21 protein-coding genes are annotated in these 23,459 nt (G+C 75.0%); 12 read left to right on the forward strand and 9 right to left on the reverse strand.

Going from position 1 to position 23,459, the window contains the following annotated elements; all coding sequences use genetic code 11:
* Positions 1-7: 7 nt before the first annotated feature.
* Both BJF81_RS02695 and BJF81_RS02700 read right to left on the reverse strand, forming a co-directional pair.
* Positions 8-4,921 carry an Lhr family ATP-dependent helicase gene (locus BJF81_RS02695; RefSeq protein WP_075957047.1) on the reverse strand — a complete coding sequence of 1,638 codons (4,914 nt, stop codon included), beginning with the start codon at positions 4,919-4,921 and terminating at the stop codon, positions 8-10.
* 25 nt (positions 4,922-4,946) lie between these two features.
* Positions 4,947-5,147 carry a hypothetical protein gene (locus BJF81_RS02700; RefSeq protein ID WP_075957048.1) on the reverse strand — a complete coding sequence of 67 codons (201 nt, stop codon included), beginning with the start codon at positions 5,145-5,147 and terminating at the stop codon, positions 4,947-4,949.
* Positions 5,148-5,255: 108 nt separating this feature from the next.
* Between BJF81_RS02700 and BJF81_RS02705 the strand changes: the two genes are divergently transcribed.
* The 3 genes from BJF81_RS02705 to BJF81_RS18925 all read left to right on the forward strand — a co-directional run bounded on the left by BJF81_RS02705 (position 5,256) and on the right by BJF81_RS18925 (position 9,146).
* A complete protein-coding gene (locus BJF81_RS02705) occupies positions 5,256-7,208 on the forward strand; it encodes an ABC transporter transmembrane domain-containing protein (protein ID WP_075957049.1) in 1,953 nt (650 codons plus the stop codon).
* Positions 7,209-7,437: 229 nt separating this feature from the next.
* Entirely contained in the window at positions 7,438-8,034 is a 597-nt protein-coding gene (locus BJF81_RS18920) for an ABC transporter transmembrane domain-containing protein (protein ID WP_269087298.1), read from the forward strand.
* Positions 8,031-9,146, forward strand: coding sequence for an ABC transporter ATP-binding protein (locus tag BJF81_RS18925; protein ID WP_269087299.1), 1,116 nt, complete (start codon positions 8,031-8,033; stop codon positions 9,144-9,146). Before BJF81_RS18920 ends, BJF81_RS18925 begins: the two co-directional genes overlap by 4 nt.
* A 59-nt stretch (positions 9,147-9,205) precedes the next feature.
* On the opposite strand, the gene BJF81_RS02715 is transcribed toward BJF81_RS18925, so the two are convergent.
* Positions 9,206-11,050, reverse strand: a complete 1,845-nt coding sequence (locus tag BJF81_RS02715; protein WP_075957050.1) for a carboxyl transferase domain-containing protein — start codon at positions 11,048-11,050, stop codon at positions 9,206-9,208.
* 72 nt (positions 11,051-11,122) lie between these two features.
* On the opposite strand from BJF81_RS02715, the gene BJF81_RS16625 reads away from it, so the two are divergent.
* The 3 genes from BJF81_RS16625 to BJF81_RS02725 are packed head-to-tail and all read left to right on the forward strand — an operon-like array spanning position 11,123 to position 12,282.
* Entirely contained in the window at positions 11,123-11,344 is a 222-nt protein-coding gene (locus BJF81_RS16625) for a hypothetical protein (protein WP_143780631.1), read from the forward strand.
* Positions 11,290-12,048 carry an AEC family transporter gene (locus tag BJF81_RS02720; protein ID WP_083663941.1) on the forward strand — a complete coding sequence of 253 codons (759 nt, stop codon included), beginning with the start codon at positions 11,290-11,292 and terminating at the stop codon, positions 12,046-12,048. Before BJF81_RS16625 ends, BJF81_RS02720 begins: the two co-directional genes overlap by 55 nt.
* 9 nt (positions 12,049-12,057) lie before the next feature.
* Positions 12,058-12,282, forward strand: a complete 225-nt coding sequence (locus tag BJF81_RS02725) for a DUF3046 domain-containing protein (protein WP_075957051.1) — start codon at positions 12,058-12,060, stop codon at positions 12,280-12,282.
* Here BJF81_RS02725 and BJF81_RS02730 read toward each other — a convergent pair.
* The 4 genes from BJF81_RS02730 to BJF81_RS02745 form a co-directional block, all read right to left on the reverse strand.
* Positions 12,279-12,761: a hypothetical protein gene (locus tag BJF81_RS02730; protein ID WP_075957052.1), complete on the reverse strand. Its 483-nt coding sequence runs from the start codon at positions 12,759-12,761 to the stop codon at positions 12,279-12,281. The genes BJF81_RS02725 and BJF81_RS02730 overlap by 4 nt on opposite strands.
* A 31-nt stretch (positions 12,762-12,792) precedes the next feature.
* Positions 12,793-13,902 (reverse strand): aspartate-semialdehyde dehydrogenase, encoded by a 1,110-nt coding sequence (locus tag BJF81_RS02735; protein WP_075957079.1) that lies wholly within the window; start codon positions 13,900-13,902, stop codon positions 12,793-12,795.
* A gap of 5 nt (positions 13,903-13,907) precedes the next feature.
* The gene (locus BJF81_RS02740) at positions 13,908-15,179 is read right to left on the reverse strand and encodes an aspartate kinase (RefSeq protein WP_075957053.1); all 1,272 of its coding nucleotides are present in this window, start codon (positions 15,177-15,179) and stop codon (positions 13,908-13,910) included.
* Between the two features lie 113 nt (positions 15,180-15,292).
* Positions 15,293-16,096: a YwiC-like family protein gene (locus BJF81_RS02745; RefSeq protein ID WP_083663942.1), complete on the reverse strand. Its 804-nt coding sequence runs from the start codon at positions 16,094-16,096 to the stop codon at positions 15,293-15,295.
* Positions 16,097-16,408: 312 nt separating this feature from the next.
* Here BJF81_RS02745 and recA point away from each other — a divergent pair, with 312 nt between their 5' ends.
* Both recA and BJF81_RS02755 read left to right on the forward strand, forming a co-directional pair.
* A complete protein-coding gene (recA, locus tag BJF81_RS02750) occupies positions 16,409-17,455 on the forward strand; it encodes a recombinase RecA (protein WP_377465730.1) in 1,047 nt (348 codons plus the stop codon).
* Positions 17,455-18,123: a regulatory protein RecX gene (locus BJF81_RS02755; protein WP_141337764.1), complete on the forward strand. Its 669-nt coding sequence runs from the start codon at positions 17,455-17,457 to the stop codon at positions 18,121-18,123. The genes recA and BJF81_RS02755 overlap by 1 nt, the downstream gene beginning before the upstream one ends.
* Positions 18,124-18,151: 28 nt before the next feature.
* Here BJF81_RS02755 and BJF81_RS02760 read toward each other — a convergent pair whose 3' ends face one another.
* Complete coding sequence (locus BJF81_RS02760) at positions 18,152-18,700, reverse strand: DUF5709 domain-containing protein (protein WP_075957055.1); 549 nt, start codon at positions 18,698-18,700, stop codon at positions 18,152-18,154.
* A 129-nt stretch (positions 18,701-18,829) separates the two neighbouring features.
* Between BJF81_RS02760 and BJF81_RS02765 the strand changes: the two genes are divergently transcribed.
* Genes BJF81_RS02765 through BJF81_RS02775 form a run of 3 tightly spaced genes read left to right on the forward strand, consistent with a single transcriptional unit; the run spans position 18,830 to position 21,739 of the window.
* Complete coding sequence (locus BJF81_RS02765) at positions 18,830-19,576, forward strand: YoaK family protein (RefSeq protein ID WP_075957056.1); 747 nt, start codon at positions 18,830-18,832, stop codon at positions 19,574-19,576.
* Between the two features lie 59 nt (positions 19,577-19,635).
* Positions 19,636-21,168: a tRNA (N6-isopentenyl adenosine(37)-C2)-methylthiotransferase MiaB gene (gene miaB / locus BJF81_RS02770; protein ID WP_075957057.1), complete on the forward strand. Its 1,533-nt coding sequence runs from the start codon at positions 19,636-19,638 to the stop codon at positions 21,166-21,168.
* 4 nt (positions 21,169-21,172) lie between these two features.
* Positions 21,173-21,739: an adenylate kinase gene (locus BJF81_RS02775; RefSeq protein WP_075957058.1), complete on the forward strand. Its 567-nt coding sequence runs from the start codon at positions 21,173-21,175 to the stop codon at positions 21,737-21,739.
* A gap of 44 nt (positions 21,740-21,783) precedes the next feature.
* On the opposite strand, the gene BJF81_RS02780 is transcribed toward BJF81_RS02775, so the two are convergent.
* The gene (locus tag BJF81_RS02780; RefSeq protein ID WP_075957059.1) at positions 21,784-22,368 is read right to left on the reverse strand and encodes a PGPGW domain-containing protein; all 585 of its coding nucleotides are present in this window, start codon (positions 22,366-22,368) and stop codon (positions 21,784-21,786) included.
* 114 nt (positions 22,369-22,482) lie between these two features.
* Between BJF81_RS02780 and BJF81_RS02785 the strand changes: the two genes are divergently transcribed.
* On the forward strand, positions 22,483-23,265 hold the full coding sequence (locus tag BJF81_RS02785) for a GNAT family N-acetyltransferase (RefSeq protein ID WP_202817406.1): 783 nt from the start codon (positions 22,483-22,485) through the stop codon (positions 23,263-23,265).
* Positions 23,266-23,459 lie beyond the last annotated feature (194 nt).

Below are 23,459 nucleotides of genomic sequence, written 5' to 3' on the forward strand. Positions count from 1 at the left end.
CGGACGTTCAGCGCCTGAGGCGCAGCCCCTGCGGAGCGGTGTGGAAACCGGCCTCCACGAGGGCGGCCGCCAGCGGTGCGGACGAGCCGAGCGCCGGGCCGCCGTCGACGCGGGAGATGGTCAGCGCCCGCAGGGCCCCGGACCGGACCGCGTCGACCAGGACGCCGGCCACGCCGGGCCAGACCGCTGCCGGGTCGAGGTGTGCCGGCGGGGGAAACGTGAGCGCGGTGCGTCCGCCCCGCTCGAGGTAGAGGACCAGCGCACCGTCGACCAGCACCACCATCGACCCTGCCTTGCGCCCCGGCCGGTGGGTCGTGGTCGCCTCGCCGGCGTCCTGCGCGGGCGGGCTCGTCCCGCCGTCGGGCGACGCGGTGGCGGCCCGGTCCGGCCAGGGGACGCTTGCCCCGAAGGGGTTGGCGGGGTCGGTGGCGGCCAGCAGCACGACGTCGGGGGAGCGGCCGGGCTGCTCGTCCTCGCGGTCCAGGGCCCGCAGCCGGTCGATCGCGCCGGCGGTGCCGAACTGGGCCGCGCCCAGGCCCTCCACGACGTACCCGCGACGCACGCGACCGGCCTCCTCGGCGGTCGCGAGCACCCGGTAGACGCCCGCATACCCTCCGGGGATCCCCTCCGCCACGACCGACCCGCGGGTGAGCACGCCGTAGCGGTCCAGGAGCTGCTCGGCGGTGGCCAGGGCGCGCACCGTCGCGTCGCCCTCCACCTCCGGCAGGAGGGACCAGCGTCCGGTCGCGGTGGGCGGTCCGGAGCGCGCCGGCATCGGGGGCCGGGAGGGCCGCTGGGCGAGCGCCACGGACGAGCGGGACCAGCGTCCGCCGCGGGCCGGGGCCCGACGGGCCCGGTGCGCGGTCCGGCCACCCCCGAGCAGGGCGCGCACCGGGGCGAAGGTGTCGGCGGTCGCCCGGCCGGACCACACCAGGTCCCACAGGGTGGTCAGGAGCGCCTGGTCGTCGGTCGCGCCGAGGGCGTCGGACAGGGAGCGGAAGAGGTAGGCGCCCCCGGGCACCCGCTCCAGCAGCTCCAGCACCTGGGCGGCGGCGTCGCCCTCGAGCGGCTCCGGCTCCGCCAGGGTGAGGTATGCCGTGTCCGCCAGGTGCAGGGACACCCACCCGTCGTCGCCGGGGAGGCTGGCGTGGCCCTGCCACAGGACCTCGCCGGCCGTCATCAGCTCGTCGAGCAGCGCGGGGGAGTAGTCGAGCACGCGGGCGGGCAGGACGAGGGACTCCAGGGCCGAGGCCGGCAGCCGGGCGCCGGCCAGCTGCTCCACGGTGCGCAGCACCCCGTCGACCCCGCGCAGCCGTTCCCCGCCGCCGGAGCCCAGCCCGGTCGCGCCCTGCCAGCGCGGCAGGAACCGGGCGTAGGTCGCCTGGGGGACCGGCTCGACCTCCTGGCGCAGCGCCGCCAGGGAACGACGGCGCAGCAGCCGCAGCACCTCGGCGTCGCACAGGTCGTCGTGCCCCGTGCCGTGGGGCACCAGGGCCCCCTCGACGACCCGCCCGGAGGAGACCAGGCGGCGGACGGCGTCGCGCACCACCGCGGCGCCGAGCCCGAGGCGGCCCGACAGGTCGGTCAGCGTGAACGGCGTGTGCGTGCGGGCGTAGCGCACGACCAGGTCGCCCAGCGGGTCCTCGAGCCCCTCGAGGTAGGCGGCAGGAACCCCCACGGGGATGGCCGTGCCGAGCGCGTCGCGCAGCCGGGCGGCGTCCTGGGCGTCGGCCCACCGCTGCTCGCCCGCGATCCGCACCTCGATCACCCGCCGCGCCTCCGCCAGCTCGGCGAGCCAGGCCGGCACGCTCCCGCGGACCTCCTCCTGCGCGCGCTGCACGACCTCGTCGGTGGACAACGGGCCCAGCACCCGCAGCAGGTCGACGACGTCCTGGGCGTCGCGGGCCGCCCGCTCGGGCGTGAGCCGCTGCAGCTCGGCCGCGGTCCGGGCCACGACCTCCGGGTCGAGCAGGTCGCGCAGCGCCGCGCCCTCGCCGCGCCCCAGCAGCTCGCCGAGCAGCGCCGGGTCCAGCGACAGCGCCGCCGCCCGGCGCTCGGCCAGCGGCGAGTCGCCCTCGTAGAGGAACTGGGCGACGTAGCCCATGAGCAGCGACCGCGCGAACGGCGACGGCGAGGCGCCGGAGACCGAGACCACACGCACCTCGCGGCCGGCGATCCGGCGCATGAGCCCGACCAGCGCCTCCACGTCGTAGACGTCCTGCACGACCTCCCGGACGGCCTCCAGGACGATCGGGAAGGTGGGGTAGCGGGAGGCGACCTCGAGCAGCTGGGCCGAGCGCTGCCGCTGCTGCCACAGCGGCTGCCGCTTCCCCGGGTTGCGTCGCGGCAGCAGCAGCGCCCGCGCGGCGCACTCGCGGAACCGGGAGGCGAACAGCGCCGAGCCGCCGATCTCCTGGGTCACCAGGTCGGGGACCTCGCCGGCGTCGAGCGTGAGCAGCTCGGCGATCTCCGCGTCGAGCCGGGCCTGCTCCTCCCGCGAGTCGACGCGCGTGCCGGACTCGTCCCAGGACCCGAGGTCGGGCAGGCGCAGCACGATGCCGTCGTCGGCGGCGAGCGCCTGCACGTCGGTGCCGTAGCTCTCGCGCATCCGCGCCGCGAGGCACAGCGCCCACGGCCCGTGCACGGGCCGCCCCCACGGCGAGTGGACGACCACCCGCCAGTCGCCGATCTCGTCCCGGAAGCGCTCCACCACCACGGTCCGGTCGTCGGGCAGGTGCGCCGTGGCCTCCCGCTGGTCCTGCAGGTAGGTGACGAGGTTGTCGGCGGCCCACGGGTCCAGGCCGCGGGCGGTGAGCGACTCCCGCGCCGCGTCGGGGGGCAGCCCGGCGGTCTCGCGCACGAAGGCGCCGACCGCCGCCCCGAGCTCGGCGGGGCGGCCCTGCGCCTCGCCCTTCCAGAACGGCAGGCGGCCGATCTGCCCGGGCGCCGGGGTGACGAGCACCTGGTCGTGGGTGATGTCCTCGATCCGCCAGCTGGTCGTGCCCAGGGTGAAGACGTCGCCGACCCGCGACTCGTAGACCATCTCCTCGTCGAGCTCGCCCACGCGCCGGCCCGGGCCCTCGCCGGTGGCGAGCATCACGGCATACAGGCCCCGGTCGGGGATGGTGCCGCCGGAGGTGACGGCCAGCAGCTGGGCACCGCGGCGGGCCGTGAGGGTGTCGCTCACCCGGTCCCACTCGACCCGCGGGCGCAGGTCGGCGAAGTCCTCGCCCGGGTAGCGCCCGGCGAGCATGTCGAGCACCGCCTCGAACAGCGGCCGCGGCAGCGCCGCGAAGGAGGCGGACCGGCGCACCAGCTCGTAGAGGTCGGCGACCGGCCACTCGTCCATGGCCACCATCGCCACGACCTGCTGGGCGAGGACGTCGAGGGGGTTGGCGGGGACGCGCAGCTGCTCGATCATGCCCGCACGCATCCGGTCGACGACGACGGCCGTCTGGACGAGGTCGGCCCGGTGCGTGGGGAAGAACACCCCCTCGCTCACGGCCCCCACCTGGTGCCCGGCCCGCCCCACGCGCTGCAGCCCGGAGGCCACGCTCGGGGGGCTGGCCACCTGGACGACGAGATCGACCGCGCCCATGTCGATGCCGAGCTCCAGGCTGCTGGTGGCCACCACGGCGGGCAGCTGCCCGGTCTTGAGCGCGTCCTCGATGACCGCGCGCTGCTCCTTGCTCACCGACCCGTGGTGGGCGCGGGCCAGGACCGGGGGAGCCGACCCCGACGAGCCGGCCTGGCCCATGACCTGGGCCGGCGGACGTGAGGTATGGGGTGCGGGCGCGGCGGGGGAGGGTCCGTCGTCGTCCGCCCCGTCGGCCGTCGGTGGGGCCTGCCGCTCGTCCCGGTCCTCGTTGAGCCGGGAGGTGAAGCGCTCGGCCACCCGGCGGGAGTTGGTGAAGACCAGCGTGGAGGTGTGCTGCTCGATGAGGTCGGCGACGCGACGCTCGACGTGCGGCCAGATGGAGGCCCGTTCCTCGGGGTCGACGGCCGGCTCCCACACCTCGCCCGCCTCGCCGTCGAGGTCGGGCAGGACCGGCCCGGTGCCGACGGGGTCGGCCCAGTCGTCGGGACGGTCGGCCAGGTCCCTCGCGGTCGCCCGGGAGGCCGGGGCGCCGTCCCGGCGACCGGGCAGCTCGGCCGCCCCCGGGTCGGACATGTCGGGGACCGGGACCACGACCTGCAGGTCCCAGCGCTTCGTCGACGGCGGCTGGACCGTGGTGACGGGGCGTCCGCCGGCGAGGTAGCGGGCGACCTCCTCGACCGGGCGGACGGTCGCGGACAGCCCGATCCGCTGGGCGGGCCGCTCCAGCAGGGCGTCGAGCCGGTCGAGCGTGACGGCCAGGTGGGCGCCGCGCTTGGTGCCCGCGACGGCGTGGACCTCGTCGACGATCACCGACTCCACGCCCGCGAGCGCCGAGCGTGCCTGCGAGGTGAGCAGCAGGAAGAGGGACTCCGGCGTCGTGATGAGGATCTCCGCGCCGTCCTTGGCGAAGGCGCGCCGCTCGGCGGCGGGGGTGTCGCCGGAGCGGACGGCGACGGACACCGCGGGCGAGGGCTGCCCGAGCCGGGTCGCCGCGTGCCCGATGCCCACGAGCGGGGAGCGCAGGTTGCGCTCGACGTCGACGGCGAGCGCCTTGAGGGGGGAGACGTACAGCACCCGGCAGCGGCCGGCTCCTGCTCCGTCGCGCCGGTCCGGGGGCTCGGCGACGATCCGGTCGATCGCCCACAGGAAGGCCGAGAGCGTCTTGCCCGAGCCGGTGGGGGCGACGACCAGGGTGTGCTCACCCCGGCTGATCGCGTCCCAGGCGCCCACCTGGGCGGGCGTGGGCGCACGGAAGGAGGCCTCGAACCACGCGCGGGTGGCGGTGGAGAACCGGTCGAGGACCGTGGTGGCGTCCGGCGTCACCGGATCACTGTGCCACGGGGAGGTCTCAGACCTGGTCGTCGCTCTGCGGGACGAGCCGGCGACGGGTGGCGGTGACCACCCGGTTGCCGTGCGCACCGGTCACGGGCGGGGGCACCGGACGCTCCATGTCGCGCACCTCGTGGTGGAGCGTGCGGTGCGGCGGGCGCCACAGCTTCGCGGTCACCAGAAGCTTCTGCCACCAGGCCAGGTCCTGACGAGTGCTCACGGGTCTCCTCCACGGTGCGGGTGCGGGCGCGTCCATCCTCTCACCCCATGCGCCGGGCGAAAACCTGTGGTGGCCCGCCGACCCGCGGGCCTAGGCTTGCTCCTCGCCATGCGCGACTTCCCTCCCACGGTGACGGCCTGGACGGCCCCCGCCGGCACCGCCTCCTCCTCCGACGCCCCGACCACGACGATCGGGGTGCCGGACACGCGCGGGCCGATGCGCCTGCTCTGGTGGGTGCTGCGGCAGCAGCCGGACCTGATCCTGGCGGCCTGCCTGTGCAGCCTGCTGTGGATGCTCCCCGCGGCCCTGACGCCCTGGGTGCTGGGCCGGGCCCTCGACGAGGGCGTCCTCGCCGGCGACCAGGAGCGGCTCGTGCTCTGGCTGCTCGTGCTGCTCGTCGTCACCCTCGTCGGCGGCGCGAGCGGGGCCTTCTACCACACGGTCGTCGTGCGCTCCTGGCTCGTGGCCTCCTACGGCCAGACCTTCCTGGTGACCCACCAGGGTGCGCGTCTGGGGCACGTGCTGCCCCGGCGGGCGGCCACGGGCGAGGTCCTCAGCGTCAACGGCAGCGACGGCGAGCAGCTGGGCCACTTCGTCGAGATCGTCTCCCGGCTCGTCGGCAACGTCGCGGCCTACGCGCTGGTCGCCGTCATCGTCCTCCAGGTGTCCGTGCCGCTGGGGCTGGTCGTCCTCCTGGTCGCCCCCCTCCTGGTGGTCGTCTCCTCCGTGCTGCTGCGTCCGCTGTCCGCGGCCCAGACACGGGAGCGGTCCCGCGACTCCGAGCTGACCTCGATGGCCACCGACATCGTCGCCGGGCTGCGCATCCTGCGCGGCATCGGCGGCGAGCGCACCTTCGGCGACAACTACGCCCGGCAGAGCCAGCGGGTCCGGCACGCCGGGGTGCGGGCCGGGGCCTGGGGCGCTTTCGTCGAGGCCGTCGGCGTGCTGCTCTCCGGCCTCTTCGTCGTCGCGCTCATGGTGCTGGGGGTCGACCGGGTGCGGGCGGGCGACCTGCAGGTCGGCGAGCTGGTGACCTTCCTGGGCTACGCCCTCTTCCTGGTCCAGCCCATCCGGGTGGTCTTCGAGGCCGCCCAGCAGCTGACCCGGTCGGTCGTGGCGGCCCGCCGCACCGTAGGCGTCCTGGGGACCCCGGACCCCTGGCCGCGCCGGGAGCGGGCTCCCCAGGAGCAGCTCGACCGGCTCGGCCGGGGCGAGCTGGTCGACACCGCCTCCGGGCTGCGGGTGCGGCCCGGCCGGCTGACGATGGTGGTCGCCGCCGTGCCCGACGACGCCGCCGCCCTGGCCGACCGGCTCGGCCGCTACCTGCCCGCCACCGACGGGGTCCCCGAGGAGGACGACGAGGAGACCGGCGGGGGCCGGCGGGCCCGCACGCTGGCCCGGCGGGAGAGGGAGGTCGCCCGGGCCGACCTGGAGCGCTCCGACGAGGAGCTGGCGCAGGGTCCCTGGGGGGTGACCCTGGGCGGGGTCGACCTGGCCGAGCTGCCGCTGGAGCAGGTGCGTCGCCTCGTGCTCGTCAGCGACACCGGCGCGCAGGTGTTCTCCGGGACCCTGCAGGAGGCGGTCGACCCGCACGCCCGGCTGGACCACGCGGCCGCCGAGGCCGCACTGCGGGCGGCGGCCGCCGAGGACGTCTACGACGTGCTGCCGGGAGGGTGGCAGGGCCGGCTCGACGAGCGCGGCCGCGGCCTGTCCGGCGGGCAGCGGCAGCGGCTGGTCCTGGCCCGGGCCCTGGCCGCCGACGCCCCGGTGCTCGTGCTCGTGGAGCCGACCTCCGCGGTGGACGCCCACACGGAGGCCCTCGTCGCCGGACGCCTGCCGGACCACCGACGCGGCCGGACCACCGTGGTCGTCACCGCCTCGCCGCTGCTGCTGCACCACGCCGACGAGGTGGCCCTCCTCGACCACGGCCGGGTGGTGGCCACCGGCACCCACGAGGAGCTCGTCGCCGGGCACGAGGGCTACCGGCGCACCGTGCTGCGTGGCGACCCCGCAGACGTCCCGGCCACCGTTCCCGCGGCGACCCCGCAGGAGGCGCCGTGAGCACCACCCCCGCCCCGTCGTCGGACCGGGCAGCCACCTGGGCGGACCGGCGCGAGGACGGTCCGGCGGTGCCGCAGGCCCTGCAGCCGCCGCCCCCGGGATCGGCCAGCCTGCGGGAGCGCCACCGGGCGCTGTGGCAGCGGCACGACCTGCGACGCCGGCGGGCCGAGGAGCACCTGGTCACGGCCCTGTCGCCGGAGCGGGGCCTGCCGGTGGCGCCGACGCGACCGTGCTGCGCTACCTGGCCGGCCTGCTGCGCGCGCGGGCGCCCCTCTTCCTGCTCGTCGTGCTCGCCAACGGCCTGGCCGCGGCCGCGGCCCTCGCCGTGCCGCTGCTGCTCGGGCGGCTCGTCGACGCGGTCGTGGACGCCGGGGGCGCCCCGTCCTCCTCGACCGTCGGCACCTTCGCCGCGGTCGTCACCGGGGTCCTCGTGGCGCAGGCCGTGCTGACCCACCTGGCCAAGTGGCTGGCCTCGGTGCTGGGCCAGGACGTGCTGGCCCAGGCCCGTGAGCACGTCGTGCGCGCCGTCCTGCGGCTGCCGCTGGGCACGGTCGAGTCGACCGGCACCGGCGACCTCGTCACCCGGGTCACCCGGGACGTCGCGTCCATGAGCCGGGCGGTGCGCTGGGCCCTGCCCGAGTTCGTCATCGGCGTGGTCACCCTGGGGCTGACCGTCGTGGCGATGGTGGTCAACTCCTGGCTGCTGGCCCTGCCCACCCTGGTCACCGCCACCCTGTCCCTGGAGCAGGTGCGCCGCTACCTGCGCCGGCGCCCGCGGCATACCTGCTCGAGGGCGCCACCTACAGCCGGATCGGCAGCACCCTGACCGAGACCGTCGAGGGGGCCCGGACCGTCGAGGCCCTCGGGCTGCAGGAGGAACGTCGCCGGGCGGCACGGGACGACGTGGAGGTCAGCGCCGAGGCCGAGCGCTACGGGCTGGTCCTGCGCAACGTGCTCTTCGTCGTCATGGACCTGGCCTTCTCCCTGCCCCGGGTCGTCACCCTGGGGATCGGGGCCCTGCTCTACACCCGGGGGGTGGTCACCCTCGGGCAGATCACCGCGGCGATGCTCTACATCGAGACCTTCTACGGGCCCTTCGACCGGCTCGTCGGGGTCGTCGACGAGCTGCAGGTGGGGATCGCCTCCACGACGCGGCTGCTGGGGATCGCCGAGGTCCCGCCCGACCGCACCCCGGGGACGGAGCGCCCCGACGGGGAGGAGCTCACCGGCCGCGACCTGCGCTACGCCTACCGCGAGGGCGAGGACGTGCTGCACGGCGTCGACCTGGCGCTGCGGCCCGGCGAGCGGCTGGCGGTCGTCGGCCCCTCCGGGTCGGGCAAGTCCACCCTGGGCCGGCTGCTCGCGGGCATCCACGCCCCGCGGACCGGCTCGGTCACCGTCGGCGGGGTGGACCTGGTCGCCCTGCCCCTGGAGGAGCTGCGCCGCCGGGTGGCCCTGGTCACCCAGGAGCACCACGTCTTCCGCGGCACGGTGCGCGACAACGTCGCCCTCGCGCGGGAGGACGCCGACGACGAGGAGGTATGGCGTGCGCTGGCCACCGTGGACGCCGCCGCCTGGGTCCGGGCCCTGCCGGCCGGGCTGGGGACCGTGCTCGGGTCCGGGCACCACGTGCTGACCCCCGGCCAGGCGCAGCAGGTCGCCCTGGCCCGGCTTCTCCTGGCCGACCCCCACACGCTCATCCTCGACGAGGCGACCAGCCTCATCGACCCGCGCACCGCCCGCCACCTCGAGGGCTCGATGCACGCGCTGCTCACCGGCCGCACGGTCGTGGCGATCGCCCACCGGCTCCACACCGCGCACGACGCCGACCGGATCGCGGTCGTCCAGGACGGGCGCATCGTCGAGCTGGGCAGCCACGACGAGCTCGTCGCCGCCGAGGGGGAGTACGCCGCCCTCTGGCGCGCCTGGACCAGCTGAACCGGCCCCGGCGCGGCGGCCCCGTGGGAGGAGGCGGCGGGTGACGAGGACGGCCGGGGTCAGTCGCCCGAGGACAGCTTGCCCAGGGTGCGCGGCCGGAGCCGGTCGTCGGCCTTCTGCCGTAGCCGGCGCGGGCTCAGCCCGTGCTGCTCGTTGTAGCCCTCCACGACCGCCGCGCGCAGCGCCAGGGCCGTGGCGCGCGGGTGGTCGCCGTCCTCGAGGACGGTGTCGACCAGGCCCTGGGCGCGCAGGTCGTCGGCCGAGGCCTTCATCGTCTCCAGCGTCATCGCCACCTGCTCGACCGAGGGGTTGGCCACGTTGTAGAGGATCGTGGCGGTCGAGCGCGGCTCGGAGACGAAGCCGAGCGCGCTGTCGAACATCACCGTGTGCCGGCCGAACGGGGTCGTGGCCAGCCCGCCGCCGCTGCCCATCGCCCCGGTGATGACCGCGACGGTCGGGTAGGGGTGCGAGGCGGCCCGCTTGATGCACTGGGCGATGGCCCGTGACTGGCCGCGCCGTTCGGCCGCCATCGTCGGCAGCGCACCCAGCGTGTCGGTGAGGAAGACGACCGGCAGCTCCCACCGCTCGGCCGCGTCCATCATCCGCACGGCGTACTCGTAGTCCTCCGGGCCCGGGTTGGGCGGGCGCTTGCCCACGTAGTCCCCGCTGATCCGGTAGGACGGCTGGTCGCCGACCACCATGAAGGAGTGGTCCCCGATCGTGGCCAGCGCGGCCACGACGTGCGGGTAGATCGTGTCCTCGTCGAAGCGCACGTGGTTGTAGAACGGCACCGCCGAGTCGAAGACCGTGCGCAGCAGGAACTCGGTGTCCAGCCGGCCGGCCCCGGCGGCGATCTCGTTGTAGCGGGCGAGCAGGGTCTCCCCGGCCGTCGCGCGGCCCCGGTCGCGGCGGTCCCGGGGCAGGTGGACCCGACGCTCGACGACCTGACGGTCCCACAGCGCGGCCGAGAAGCCCTCCGGCCCCACGGCGATCTCCCGGCCGGTGCCCTCGGTGCCCCGGTCGTCGGCCCGGCGCCGGTCGCGGATGCGGGAGGTGGAGCGGCCCGCCGCGAACAGCCGGGTGAGCAGCTCGACCAGCTCGTCGACGTCCTTGACGAGGACGTCGACGTTGCGGTCCAGGTAGTTGGCCTCGGCGCTCTGCAGGCCCCGGGGGACCTCCTTGCCCTCGAAGGTCTCGATGACCCGCCGCCCGGCGAACCCGTAGTCGGTGCCCTCCAGGGCGACGATGAGGTCCGCGGCGGGGACGGCGCTGGCCGACATGCCGCCCCACACCTGGCCCGCCAGCACGCTGACGTAGGGCCGGTTGGTCGTGTGCTGGAACTTGTTGGCCGCCGCGGCCATCCGCTGCATCTGGATCAGGCCCAGCACGTTCTCGTGCTGGCGCACCCCGGAGGAGGCCCCCATGCTCACCAGCGGCAGCTTCTCGCGCTCGGCCAGCTCGGCGGCCTGCACGAACTTCTCGCCCGCGACCTCGCCGAGGGACCCGGCGAAGAAGGCCCAGTCGACGACGTAGACGACGGCCCGCTGGCCCCCGAAGTGCCCGATGCCGAACTTCGCCGACTCGGTGGATCCGCTGCGTGCCTCGGCGCTGGTGAGCTTGTCCGTGTAGCGCTCGATCGTGTCCCCGACCCGGCGCTGGAGCCCGATGAGGTCGTCGACGACCCGCAGGTGCCCGTAGCGCTCCTGCAGCCCCACGGCCTCGATGAAGGCGCGGACGGCCTCCGTCGGGTTCAGGCCCGGGCGCCGCTCGAAGAGCGAGGCCAGGGTGCGGGCGGGGCGGGGCCGCAGGTCGAGCAGGTCGGGCGTGACGCCACCGTCGCCGGTGACGTAGTCGTCGTGGAGGTCGTGGTCCTCGCCGTGGTCGGGGCGGCCCGGATCGCGCATTCCACGCAGGCTAGCAGCGGGCGACGGACCCTACTGACAGGTAACGGGCCGGCCCCGGCGATAATGCCCGGCATGGCGGCCGTCCTCCAGGGCTTCTGGCTGATCGCGGCGGTCGTCGCGGTCGGCTGGCTGCTCGCGCACACGCGCCTCTTCGGCCGCACCGAGCAGCAGGTGCTCGCCCGGCTCACCTTCTGGGTCGCTCGCCCGCCCTGCTCTTCCTCGTCGTCGCCGACGCCGACGTGGGCGTCATCTTCTCCGGCTTCCTCGTCGCGACGGTGGCCGGCGTGGTGGTGACGGCGGCGGCATACCTCCTCCTGGCCCGGGTGGTGCTGCGCCGCAGCCTGACCCACGCCCTCATGGGCGGGATGAGCGTGAGCTACGTCAACTCCAACAACCTGGGGCTGCCGATCGCGATCTACGTGCTGGGCGACCCGTCCTGGTCGGCGCCGATCATCCTCATGCAGCTGCTCGTCCTGCAGCCGGCCTGGCTGGCGGCGCTGGACGCCAGCCAGTCCGGCCGGGTGTCGGTGGGGCGGCTGCTGCGCTCCCCGGTCACCAACCCGCTGACGATCGGCAGCCTGCTCGGCCTCGCGGTGGCGCTGTCGGGGGTGAGCCTGCCGCCCGTCGTCCGCGGGCCGGCCGAGCTGGTCGGCGGCCTGGCGATCCCGGGGATGCTGCTGGCGTTCGGCATCTCGCTGCGCCTGTCCCCAGTGCCGCGCGGGCGGGACAACCTCGCCGAGCTGGGGGCCGTCGTCCTGCTCAAGCTCGGGCTCATGCCCGCCGTCGCCGGCCTGGTCGCCGGCCCCCTCATGGGCCTGCCCGGCCCCGAGGTGCTGGCCGTGGTGGTCATGTCCACGCTGCCCACGGCGCAGAACGTCTTCGTGCTGGCGGTGGCCTACGGGCGGGGCGAGGACATCGCGCGGGACAGCGTCTTCGCTACCACCGTGCTGGCGGCGCCGGCGATGGTGCTGGTCGTGGCGCTGCTCGGCGGTGGGTAGGCTGACGGGGTGCGGTTGAGCGAGTTCTGGGCCCTGATGGAGCAGGAGTTCGGGCAGGGGTATGCCGCGCTCGTCGCCCAGGACCAGGCCCTGGGATCGCTGGGCAGCCGGACGGTCGAGCAGGCGCTCGCCGACGGCGAACCCGTCCGGCAGGTGTGGCGGGCCGTGGTCAACGACCTCGACGTGCCGCCCGAGCACCACCACCTGCCCGACCGCCGGCGGAGCCGTTCCTAGGTCGGGGCTTCGTCCTGCCGCGGTGCGTCCGCGGCGGCGTCCCCCATGGGCGGGTCGCCGGCCAGCCCCCCGGAGACCGCCAGCCTGATCCGCCCGATCATCTCCTGCTCCTCGGGCGCGACGCCGTCGGAGGCCTGCGCGACCCGGTCGGCCGCGGCCAGGACCACGTCCCGGTAGCCCTCCGCCTGGGCGGGCGCCTTGGCCCTCAGCACGTCGACGGCCCGGGACAGCTCGTCGAGGACGGTCCGCTCGACCTCCTCGGGCGACCCCGTGACCGGCGTGGGGAAGCCGCCCTCGCGGAGCAGCTCCTGCACGCCGGGCGGGGCCTCCTGGAAGGCCCTGGACCCGGCCATCGACTCCTTGAACATCGCCAGGAAACCGGGGTCGGAGCGGGAGACCAGGGCGATGGCACCGAAGGCGGAGCGCTTGACCAGCGCCTGCTCGTCCTCGGTCAGGGCGGTGCTGGGGGTATCGGTCATGCTCCCACTGTGGCCGCCCGCAGCACCGTTGTCATCCGCTGGCCGGCCCGCCCAGGTCGTGCTCCAGCAGCAGCTCGGCGATCTGGACGGCGTTGAGGGCCGCCCCCTTGCGCAGGTTGTCGTTGGCCACGAACATCACCAGGCCCCGCCCGTCCGGCACGGACCGGTCGACACGGATGCGGCCGACGAACGAGGGGTCCTGCCCGGCGGCCCGCAGGGGCGTCGGCACGTCGGCCAGCTCGACCCCGGGGGCCCGGCCGAGCAGCTCGGTGGCCCGCTCGGGCGTGATGGGACGGCCGAACTCGGCGTGGACGGCAAGGCTGTGCCCGGTGAAGACCGGCACCCGCACGCAGGTGCCGGACACCGCCAGCCCGGGGATGCCGAGGATCTTGCGGGACTCGTTGCGCAGCTTGACCTCCTCGGAGGTCTCCCCGTCCTCGACGAGGTCCCCTGCCATGGCCAGGACGTTGAACGCGATCGGGGCCACGTAGGCGGTCGGCTCCGGCAGCGTCACCGCCGACCCGTCGTGGGTCAGCGACTCGACCGGCTCATCCCCGGCCAGGGCCGCGCGGACCTGGTCGGCCAGCTCCCGGACGCCGGCCAGCCCGGACCCGGAGACGGCCTGGTAGGTGGCCACCCGCAGCCGCTCGAGACCGGCCTCGGCGTGCAGCGGGCGCAGCACCGGCATCGCGGCCATCGTCGTGCAGTTGGGGTTGGCCACGATCCGCGACCCGCCCTGGCCCAGCGCGAGCTCGACGTCCTGCGGGTTGACCTCGCTGACGACCAGCGGCACCGCCTCGTCCATCCGCCACGCGGAGGAGTTGTCGACCACGACCGCACCGGCGGCGGCGAAGCGGGGGGCGTGCTCCTTCGAGGCGGACCCGCCGGCCGAGAACAGGGCCACGTCGATGCCGGTCAGGTCGGCGGTGGCCACGTCCTCGACGACGATCCGGCGCGCCTCGGCATACCCCTCGAGGCCGTTGGCCGACCCGTCCCAGGGCAGCTCGGTGCCGGCGGAGCGGGCGGAGGCGAGGTAGCGCACGGAGGCGACGGGGAAGTCGCGCTCGGACAGCAGCCGCCGCATCACCGCGCCGACCTGTCCGGTCGCCCCCACCAGGGCCACGTGCAGGTGGCGTGCCACGGCGCTCACCGACCCGTCCCGCCGTAGACCACGGCCTCGTCCTCGGCGTCCAGCCCGAAGGCCGTGTGCACCGCCCGGACGGCGTCCTCGAGGTCGGACTGGTCGCAGATCACCGAGATCCGGATCTCGGAGGTGCTGATCATCTCGATGTTCACCCCGGCGTCCGCCAGGGCCGCGAACAGCTGGGCGGCGACCTGCGGGTTGGACCGCATCCCGGCCCCCACGAGCGAGAGCTTGCCCACGTGGGAGGTGTAGAGCACGTCGCCGAAGCCCATCTCGTCCTGCAGCGCCCGCACCGCGGCCACGGTCGTCGGCCCGTCGGTCTCGGGGATGGTGAAGGAGATGTCGGAGGTCGCCGCGTCGGACGTCGAGACGTTCTGCACGATCATGTCGATCGAGACGCCCGCGCGGGAGGCCGCGCCGACCACGGCGGCGGCCGCCCCGGGGCGGTCGGGGATCCCGACCGCGGTGACCTTGCCGAGCGACCGGTCGTGGGCGATGCCGGCGATGATCGGTTCTTCCATGGTGTCCTCCGTGAGGGGTCGGCCGACGAGGATCCAGGTGCCCTCCTGGTCGGAGAAGCTGCTGCGGACGTGGAGCGGGACGGAGAAGCGGCGGGCGTACTCCACCGCCCGCAGGTGCAGGATCTTGGCGCCGTGGGCGGCCATCTCGAGGGTCTCCTCGATGGTCAGCCGGGTGACCCGTCGCGCGGTGGGCACGATCCGCGGGTCGGCGGTGTAGAGCCCGTCGACGTCGGTGTAGATCTCGCACACGTCGGCGTCGAGCGCCGCGGCGAGGGCGACCGCGGTCGTGTCCGACCCGCCCCGGCCCAGGGTGGTGATGTCGTCGTCGGTGGAGATGCCCTGGAAACCGGCGACGATGGCGACGCCACCCTCCTCCAGGGTGGCCCGGACGCGGTCCGGCCGGACGTCGAGCAGGCGGGCCCGGCCGTGCGAGGTGTCGGTGCGCATCCCCGCCATGGCGCCGGTGAAGCTGCGGGCCGGCACCCCCAGGTCCTGGATGGCCATCGCCAGCAGGGCCATGGAGATGCGCTCGCCGGCGGACAGCAGCATGTCCAGCTCCCGCTCCGGCGGCGGGCCGTCGGCGATCTGGGCGGCCAGGTCGAGCAGCTCGTCGGTGGTGTCGCCCATCGCCGAGACGACGACGGCGACCCGGTCGCCGCAGCGGTGGGCGGCGACCACGCGGCGGGCGACGCGGCGCATCGCCTCGGCGTCGGCGACGGAGGATCCGCCGAACTTCATCACGAGCAGGGCCATGGTGCTTCCTGGGCAGGGGGCAGGGGGAGCACGGGGTGACGTCGGCGTCGGGGGTCCCGGACTGGCAGCCAGTGTAGGGGAGAGGGTCCGTGGTCGTTGACGCCGCGGAAGCGTCAGGCGACCGTGGCCAGTGCCAGCACGACCACGACGAGGGTGGCCACGATCTCGCCGACGCCCAGCCGGGCAGGGGTCCAGCCCAGCCGCGGCACGAGGGCGGCGCGGGCGGCGAGGACCAGCGCGAGGACGGCGAACGGCACGCGGGCCGGCTCCGGCAGCAGGGCGAGCGCGAGGACGGCCAGCACCAGGTGGTAGCCGACCGACACCAGGAGGAAGCCGGTGTTGCCGCGCTCCCGGATCGCGCTCTTGACGTAGAAGACGGTGCCGGCGAAGTAGGCCGCCAGCACGGCGGTGAGCGTCCAGGCCGCAGCCCACCGGTCGCCCGGGCCCAGGTCGTAGGCGACGACGGTCATGAGGCTGGACCCGGCCGCGGTGGCCAGCCCGGCCAGGAGGGCGCGTTCGTGCCGGGTGGCGGAGGCGACCATCCCGACGCCGAGGGGGACGGCGAACAGCGGGGCCCAGCGCACCAGGGTCGGCTCCAGCAGGAGCAGGAGCAGGCCGAGCACCGTCGCGGTCGCCACGTAGGCCCGCACCGGGGGCAGGTAGCGCGGGCGGCGACGGGACTTCAGCCACAGGGTGGTGGCGAAGAACGCGAAGTAGCCGGCGAACCAGAAGGCCGTCAGCAGCAGGTGCGGCCAGCGTGGTCCGGTCGCCAGCGTGCCGACGAGCAGGGGGGCGGCGAGCATCGCCCAGGCGCCGTGCTGGTTGGGCACCCAGCCGGGCGGGCGACGGCGTCGCGTCCGCCGGGCGGCCGCGGGCCTGGTCCGGCGGACGGCGGGGGCGGTCGGCGGCGCGTTCATACGACACAGTGTAGTGAGGCGACGTGGCCCGGACACGCGCAGGAGGTTCGCCCGGTTCGTACAGACTTTCGACTACGCTCGTCCCCATGGTCCTCCCGACGGAGGCGGTCGCCACAGGGTATGGCGTGGGCGTGCGGGTCTGTCGGTGGCGGCACCTAGCGTCTGACAGGACACGGGACGAGACCCCCGCGAGGGGGCGGCGGCCGGAGGTCGGTCGAAGGCAGGCGCGCCCACCACGAGCAACGAAGGAGCACGGACATGGCCCAGGCCACGACGAGGACGGCATCGCCGGCAGCCGCCGGCAACGACAGGATGCGGGCTCTCGACGCCGTCATGGCGCAGATCGAGAAGCAGCACGGCAAGGGCTCGGTCATGCGCCTGGGTGACGAGGACCGCCCGCCCATCCGGGTCATCCCCACGGGGTCGATCGCGCTCGACGTCGCGCTCGGCGTGGGTGGTCTGCCGCGCGGTCGCGTGGTGGAGATCTACGGCCCGGAGTCCAGCGGCAAGACCACCGTCGCGCTGCACGCGGTGGCCAACGCCCAGAAGGCCGGCGGGATCGCGGCCTTCATCGACGCGGAGCACGCGCTCGACCCGGAGTACGCCAAGAACCTCGGCGTGGACACCGACGCCCTCCTCGTGAGCCAGCCGGACACCGGCGAGCAGGCCCTGGAGATCGCCGACATGCTGATCCGCTCGGGCGCCATCGACATCATCGTCATCGACTCGGTGGCCGCGCTCGTGCCGCGGGCCGAGATCGAGGGCGAGATGGGGGACAGCCACGTGGGCCTGCAGGCCCGGCTGATGTCGCAGGCGCTGCGCAAGATCACCGGGGCGATCAGCACGACCGGCACCACCGCGATCTTCATCAACCAGCTGCGCGAGAAGATCGGCGTGATGTTCGGCTCGCCCGAGACCACGACCGGTGGCAAGGCGCTGAAGTTCTACGCCTCGGTCCGCATCGACGTGCGCCGCATCGAGACCCTCAAGGACGGCACGGACGCGGTCGGCAACCGCACCCGGGCCAAGATCGTCAAGAACAAGGTGTCCCCGCCGTTCAAGCAGGCCGAGTTCGACATCCTCTACGGGCGGGGCATCTCCCGGGAGGGAGGCCTCATCGACGTGGGCGTCGAGCACGGCTTCGTGCGCAAGTCTGGCGCCTGGTACACCTACGAGGGCGACCAGATGGGCCAGGGCAAGGAGAACGCCCGGCAGTTCCTCAAGGACAACCCGGACCTGGCCGACGAGATCGACCGCAAGATCAAGGCCAAGCTCGGCATCGGGGTGCCCAAGCAGACCGCCGAGGACCTGCCGGACGGGGTGGACCCGGTGACCGGTGAGGTCCCGGTCGACTTCTGATGCCGGCCGACGCGGACCGGCTGTCCGCGGCCCGGAGGGCGTTGAGCGAGGCGGAGTCCCTGGCCGGCGCCTCCGGGCTGAGCCCGCGGCCCTCGTCCGCCGACGGCGCCGGCCCGGGCGAGGTGGCCGGGCCACGGTCCCCGGCGTCGTCCGCCGACGGCGGCCGGGGGGCGGGCGGGTCCGACCCGGACCCCCACGCCGTGGCCCGCCGCATCGTGCTGCGCCAGCTGGCGATGGGGCCACGCACCCGCCGCCAGCTGGAGGACAAGCTGCGCGACCGCGGGTGCGAGTCCGACGTGGCCCGGCGGGTGCTCGACCGGATGACCGAGGTGGGGCTGGTCGACGACGAGTCCTACGCCGAGATGTACGTCCGGTCCAAGCAGGAGACGAAGGGCCTGGCGGCCGGTGCCCTGCGGCACGAGCTGCGGCAGAAGGGCGTGCCGGACGAGGTGGTCGACGCCGCCCTCGAGGAGGTCGACCCCGAGCGCGAGAAGGAGCAGGCCAGGGAGCTGGTGGCCCGGCGGCTGCGGACGATGCGTGGGCTGGACCGGGAGGTGCAGACCCGTCGGCTCGCGGGCTTCCTGGCGCGCAAGGGCTACGGGCCCGGGGTGGCCTACCAGGTGGTGCGGGAGGCGCTCGACGAGCTGCCGGAGAACCGCCGGGACTGACGTCCCGGGCGACCGGGGGAGGGGACTGCTACTCCTCCTCGTCGCCCGAGGGGTTCCCGGGCGTCCACTCCTCCTCGGTGAGGTCCTCGTCCTCGCCGTCGGTGTAGTGCATCGCCGACTCCTCCGGGGAGTCCCAGCTCGTGGCCCGTCCCTCGCGCGCGACCAGGCGGGCCTCACGGTCGGGGAAGAGTCCCTCGTCGGGGGCGACCAGACGTCCGATCCGGCCCCCCTCGCCGCCGTAGTAGTCACGCCCGGCCGGCACGGCGTCCTCGTCCTCGCCGCCGAGCATGTCCTCCTCGGGGCGGTCCAGGCCGGACTCGTTGTCGGGGGCGCCGTAGGCCGACCACGGGTCGGCCTCCTCCTGGCGGATGCGCTGGTCGATGGTCTCGTCGCCGCGCTGCTCGTCGGCCGTCACGCCGTAGGCGACCGACCCGTGCAGGCGGTCCGGGGCCGTGTAGCCGCGGTCGAGGGGGTCCCCGTCCCCGTCGAGCGTGTCTCCGGCGGACAGCTGATCCTCGTCGTCGACGCTCCAGACGCCCAGCTCGTCGCCGATGCTCTCGCGATCGTTGTGGATCATCGCCGCTCCTTCGCTGACGGGTGCTCCTCGGACCTTCATCCTACGACCCTGCGACGGGTCGTCGTGGGAGGCTCCCCTACAGTCGGGATGCGGAGGTCCCCGCGGGCGGGACCGCACGAGGAGTCGCAGATGGCGTGGCGGGTGTGGCAGCTGGCCGGGCCTGCGCGCTCCCCCCGGGTCAACCGCCACCTGGCCTACCACCTGGCCTGGACGGCCGGCGTGCTCAACTCGGTCGGGTTCGTCGCGGTGGGCTTCTACACCTCGCACATGACCGGCATCACCGCCAGCGTGGCCGACCACCTCGTCCTGGGCGGGTGGGCGGTCGTGGCGATCGGCCTGCTCGCCCTGACCACCTTCGTCCTGGGGGCGATGACCTCGGCCCTGCAGTTCCACTGGGCCCGCCGCCGCGAGCGCTGGCACGACCGGCGCTTCGCGCTCGTGCTGCTCACCGAGGCCGTGCTCGTGCTGCTCATCGGGGCGCTGACCGACCTGGGGCCCGGGACGGAGCGGCCCTGGCCTCTCGTGGCCGCACTGGGCTACGTCATGGGCCTGCAGAACGCCCTCATCACGAAGGTGTCCGACGCCACGATCCGCACGACGCACGTCACCGGGATGGTCACCGACATCGGCATCGAGCTGGGCAAGGGGGTCTACCGCAACCGGCTCGACGGGTCCTCCCCGGTCCGCGCCGACCTGGACCGGCTGCGGATGCACGCCACGCTCGTGGGCCTGTTCTTCCTCGGCGGGGTCATGGGGGCGCTGGGCTACCTGGCGGCCGGGGTCGTGGTGCTCCTCGTCCCGGCCGCGCTGCTGCTGACGATCGCCGTCCCGCCCCTGCTGTCCGCCCCCGCCACGCCGGCACCCGTCCGTCGCTGACCCGCGTGACCGGCGGAGGGTCCGTGGCGACCGGCACCGCGGTTACCCTGGAGAACGGTATGGAGACCCTCAAGACCTACGACGTGCGCACCCACGGGTGCCAGATGAACGTGCACGACTCCGAGCGCCTCGCCGGGCTGCTCGAGACGGCGGGCTACGTCGACCTGGCCAGCCTGCCCTCCGGGCAGCGGCCGGACGTGGCCGACGTCGTCGTGTTCAACACTTGCGCGGTCCGCGAGAACGCCGCCAACAAGCTCTACGGCAACCTGGGGCAGCTGCGCCCCGCCAAGCAGGCCAACCCGGACATGCAGATCGCCGTCGGCGGGTGCCTGGCGCAGAAGGACCGCTCGAGCATCGTCCAGCGCGCCCCCTGGGTCGACGTGGTCTTCGGCACGCACAACGTCGGCTCGCTGCCCGCGCTGCTGGACCGGGCCCGGCACAACAAGGCCGCAGAGGTCGAGATCCTCGAGGCCCTCGACGTCTTCCCCTCGACCCTGCCGACCCGGCGTGACTCCGCATACTCCGCGTGGGTGTCCATCTCGGTGGGCTGCAACAACACCTGCACCTTCTGCATCGTCCCGGCCCTGCGCGGCAAGGAGAAGGACCGCCGCCCCGGCGAGATCCTCGCCGAGGTCGAGGCGCTCGTGGCCCAGGGCGTGGTCGAGATCACCCTGCTGGGGCAGAACGTCAACACCTACGGCGTCGAGTTCGGCGACCGGCTGGCGTTCGGCAAGCTGCTGCGCGCCTGCGGCGAGGTCGAGGGGCTGGAGCGGGTCCGTTTCACCAGCCCGCACCCGGCCGCCTTCACCGACGACGTCGTCACCGCGATGGCGCAGACGCCCAACGTCATGCCCAGCCTGCACATGCCCCTGCAGTCCGGCTCGGACCGGGTGCTCAGGGCGATGCGCCGCTCCTACCGCAGCGAGAAGTTCCTCGGCATCCTCGACCGGGTCCGCGAGCAGATCCCCGACGCGGCGATCACCACCGACCTCATCGTCGGCTTCCCCGGCGAGACCGAGGAGGACTTCCAGGCCACCCTCGACGTGGTCCGCGCCTCCCGGTTCTCCAGCGCGTTCACGTTCCAGTACTCCGTCCGCCCCGGCACCCCGGCCGCGACGATGGCCGACCAGGTGCCCAAGGAGGTCGTCCAGGAGCGCTTCGACCGGCTGATCGCCGTCCAGGAGGAGGTGTCCTGGGCGGGGAACCGCGAGCTCGAGGGCCGGCAGGTCGAGGTGCTCGTCGCGCCGGGGGAGGGTCGCAAGGACGCCGAGACCGAGCGCATGTCCGGGCGGGCCCGGGACAACCGCCTGGTCCACTTCGCGGTGCCCCAGGGGGCCGAGCGGCCCCGCCCGGGGGACGCCGTGACCGTCGAGGTCACCTACGGCGCCCCGCACCACCTGATCGCCGACTCCGGCGTGCGCGGCGGGACGTATGCGGTGCGCCGCACCCGCGGCGGCGACGCCTGGGCGGCGCTGCAGGAGGGTGGCACCCCCGGGGCGACGAGGAAGCCGGCGGTGAGCCTCGGCATACCGACCGTCGGTGCCCCCGCCCCGCAGCCGGCCGCCGTGCCCGCGTGCGGGGTCCTGGACTGAGCGGATGCCCCGCGCGTCCGTCGAGGACCTGGCCGCCGCCCGTCGGGTTCTCCTCTACGGCGTGACCGGGGCGGGCAAGTCCACGGCCGCCGTGGCACTGGGCGAGCGGCTCGGCCTGCCGGTGCACCTGGCCGACGACGAGATCGGCTGGCTCCCGGGCTGGCAGATGCGGACGGTGGAGGAGCAGCGGGCCATCGCCGCCCGTGTCGTGGCCGGTGAGGACTGGGTCCTGGACACCGCCTACGGGTCGTTCCGCGACGTGGTGGTGCCGCGGGCGCAGGTGGTCCTCGCCCTCGACTACCCGCGGTGGCTCAGCCTCGCCCGGCTCGTGCGCCGCACCGCGGTCCGCTGGGCGACCCGGGCACCGGTCTGCAACGGCAACGTGGAGGATCTGCGCCAGATCCTCTCCCGCGACTCGATCCTGCGCTGGCACGTCCGGTCCTACCCGCGCAAGACCGCCCAGATCCGGGCCTGGGAGCAGGCTGCGGACGGCGTCCCCGTCCTCGTCGTGCACCGTCCGCGGGAGCTGGAGCGGGTCCTGGAGGAGGTCCGGCCGGCCGGACCGAGGTGAGGCCGGGCGTCCCAGGTGCGGTGGAAGGCCGCCCGTCCGGGGGGTCAGCCTCCCTCGCGCACGGCGTCCGCCCGGCGACGCCGCACCCGCGTGGGCACCGGGACCCCCGCGGTGCGCATCCGCCGCAGCCGACGTCGTGCCTCGACGCGGTGCCGCCGACGGGCCTGGTAGCGCTCCTCCATCCGGAGCACGTCCGCCACCGCGGCCGGGTGCCGGTGGAAGCGGCGCGCGGCATACCCCAGCAGTGCCAGCGCGACGACGGCCGAGACGACCATCGTGATCCCCACGGCGGGTCCGCCGAAGAGCCACCACCGCTCCGCCAGCGGCCACCAGGCGGGGGCCGGCGGGCTCCACAGCCACAGCACGGCGACGGCGATCATCACCAGCGCGACCAGCGCCGAGAGGGCGATCCGGGGGACGGTCTCCACGCCCTCCGCCGCACCCCGCCAGGCCTTGACCCGGACCGGCTCCATGAGCCGCCGCGCCCACCCGTACTGGCTGGAGAGGATCGCCAGCCCGCCCAGCGTCATGAGCATGCCGGGGCCGGGCAGGAACAGCGCCAGGATCCCCACGCCCAGGAGGATCCAGCCCAGGACCTCCAGCAGGAGGCGTTTGGCGGTGGCGTGCACGACCGTCGAGCCTAGCCGCCCCTCCTGGGTGCGTCCTGCGTGACGTCCGCGGGGCCCCGTCCGCCGGTGCCGGTGCCCGGCGGCGAGGACGGTCGCTGTGGCACCCTGCTGCCCGTGTGGGAGCAGACCGACCGGGAGGGGTTGCGCGCCCGGGCCGGCGGGCACGCGTTCCTCCGCTGGACGACCGGTCCGACGGCGGTCGGGGTCGTGGGGCGCCACGGCTGGGCGGTGCTGACGCCCTGGCGGCCGGGGGGACGGCACTGGGGCGGTCTGGCGGTGGTCGCCCCCGACGCGCCGCAGGACGCGGAGACCGCCGCGCTGGCGGTGCTCACCGACGTGGCGCGGCAGCAGGGCGTCTCGCCCGAGTGGTTCTCGACCGAGCCCGGGCGGGCCCTGGCACCGCCCCCGGGGTATGCCGTGGACGGCGCGGGCGTGTGGGACCTGCTGTGGACGACCGAGGACCCGCAGTCCGCCGGGTCCCGCCGGGATCCTCCCCTCCACCACCTCGTCGAGCTGGAGGACCGGGCGGACGCCGCCGCGATCGAGCAGTTCGGGCGGCGGCACAACCCCACCTTCGAGGGGCTGCCGGGCCGCGGCTACGCCGAGCTGTGGCTGGGGGCCCGGGGCGCCGGGGGCGGGCTGACCGCGGTGGGCGCGGTGCACCGGCTGGCCTCTGGCGTGCCCCACCTCGCCGGGATCGTCGTCGACCCGGCCCACCGCCGGGCCGGCCTCGGCGAGGCGCTCACGGTGGAGCTGACCCGGTGGTCGCTGCGCTCGCACGGGGTGAGCACCCTGGGGGTGTACGCCGACCACGCCGACGCCCTGCGGCTGTACGACCGGCTGGGGTACCGGTTCGGGCAGCGCCTGCACACGCGGGTGCTGGCCCGCCGGCCGTGACCGCCCGGCCCGGCCGCTCGGCCGTGACCGCCCGGCCGCGACGAGTCGCCGTCGCGCACGGCGTCCTCTCGATCCCGACCTGCAGCGGCTTCCGGCTCCTGCAGCGGGTTCCTCCCCGCTCCAGGAACGGCTTCCCGCTGCAGGTGAGGCGGGGCTGCTCCGCGGAGCACCGCGCAGGGGCGCCGGCGGCGGCG

This window comes from Ornithinimicrobium sp. CNJ-824, assembly GCF_001942405.1.
Classification (GTDB): Bacteria; Actinomycetota; Actinomycetes; order Actinomycetales; family Dermatophilaceae; genus Ornithinicoccus; species Ornithinicoccus kibberensis.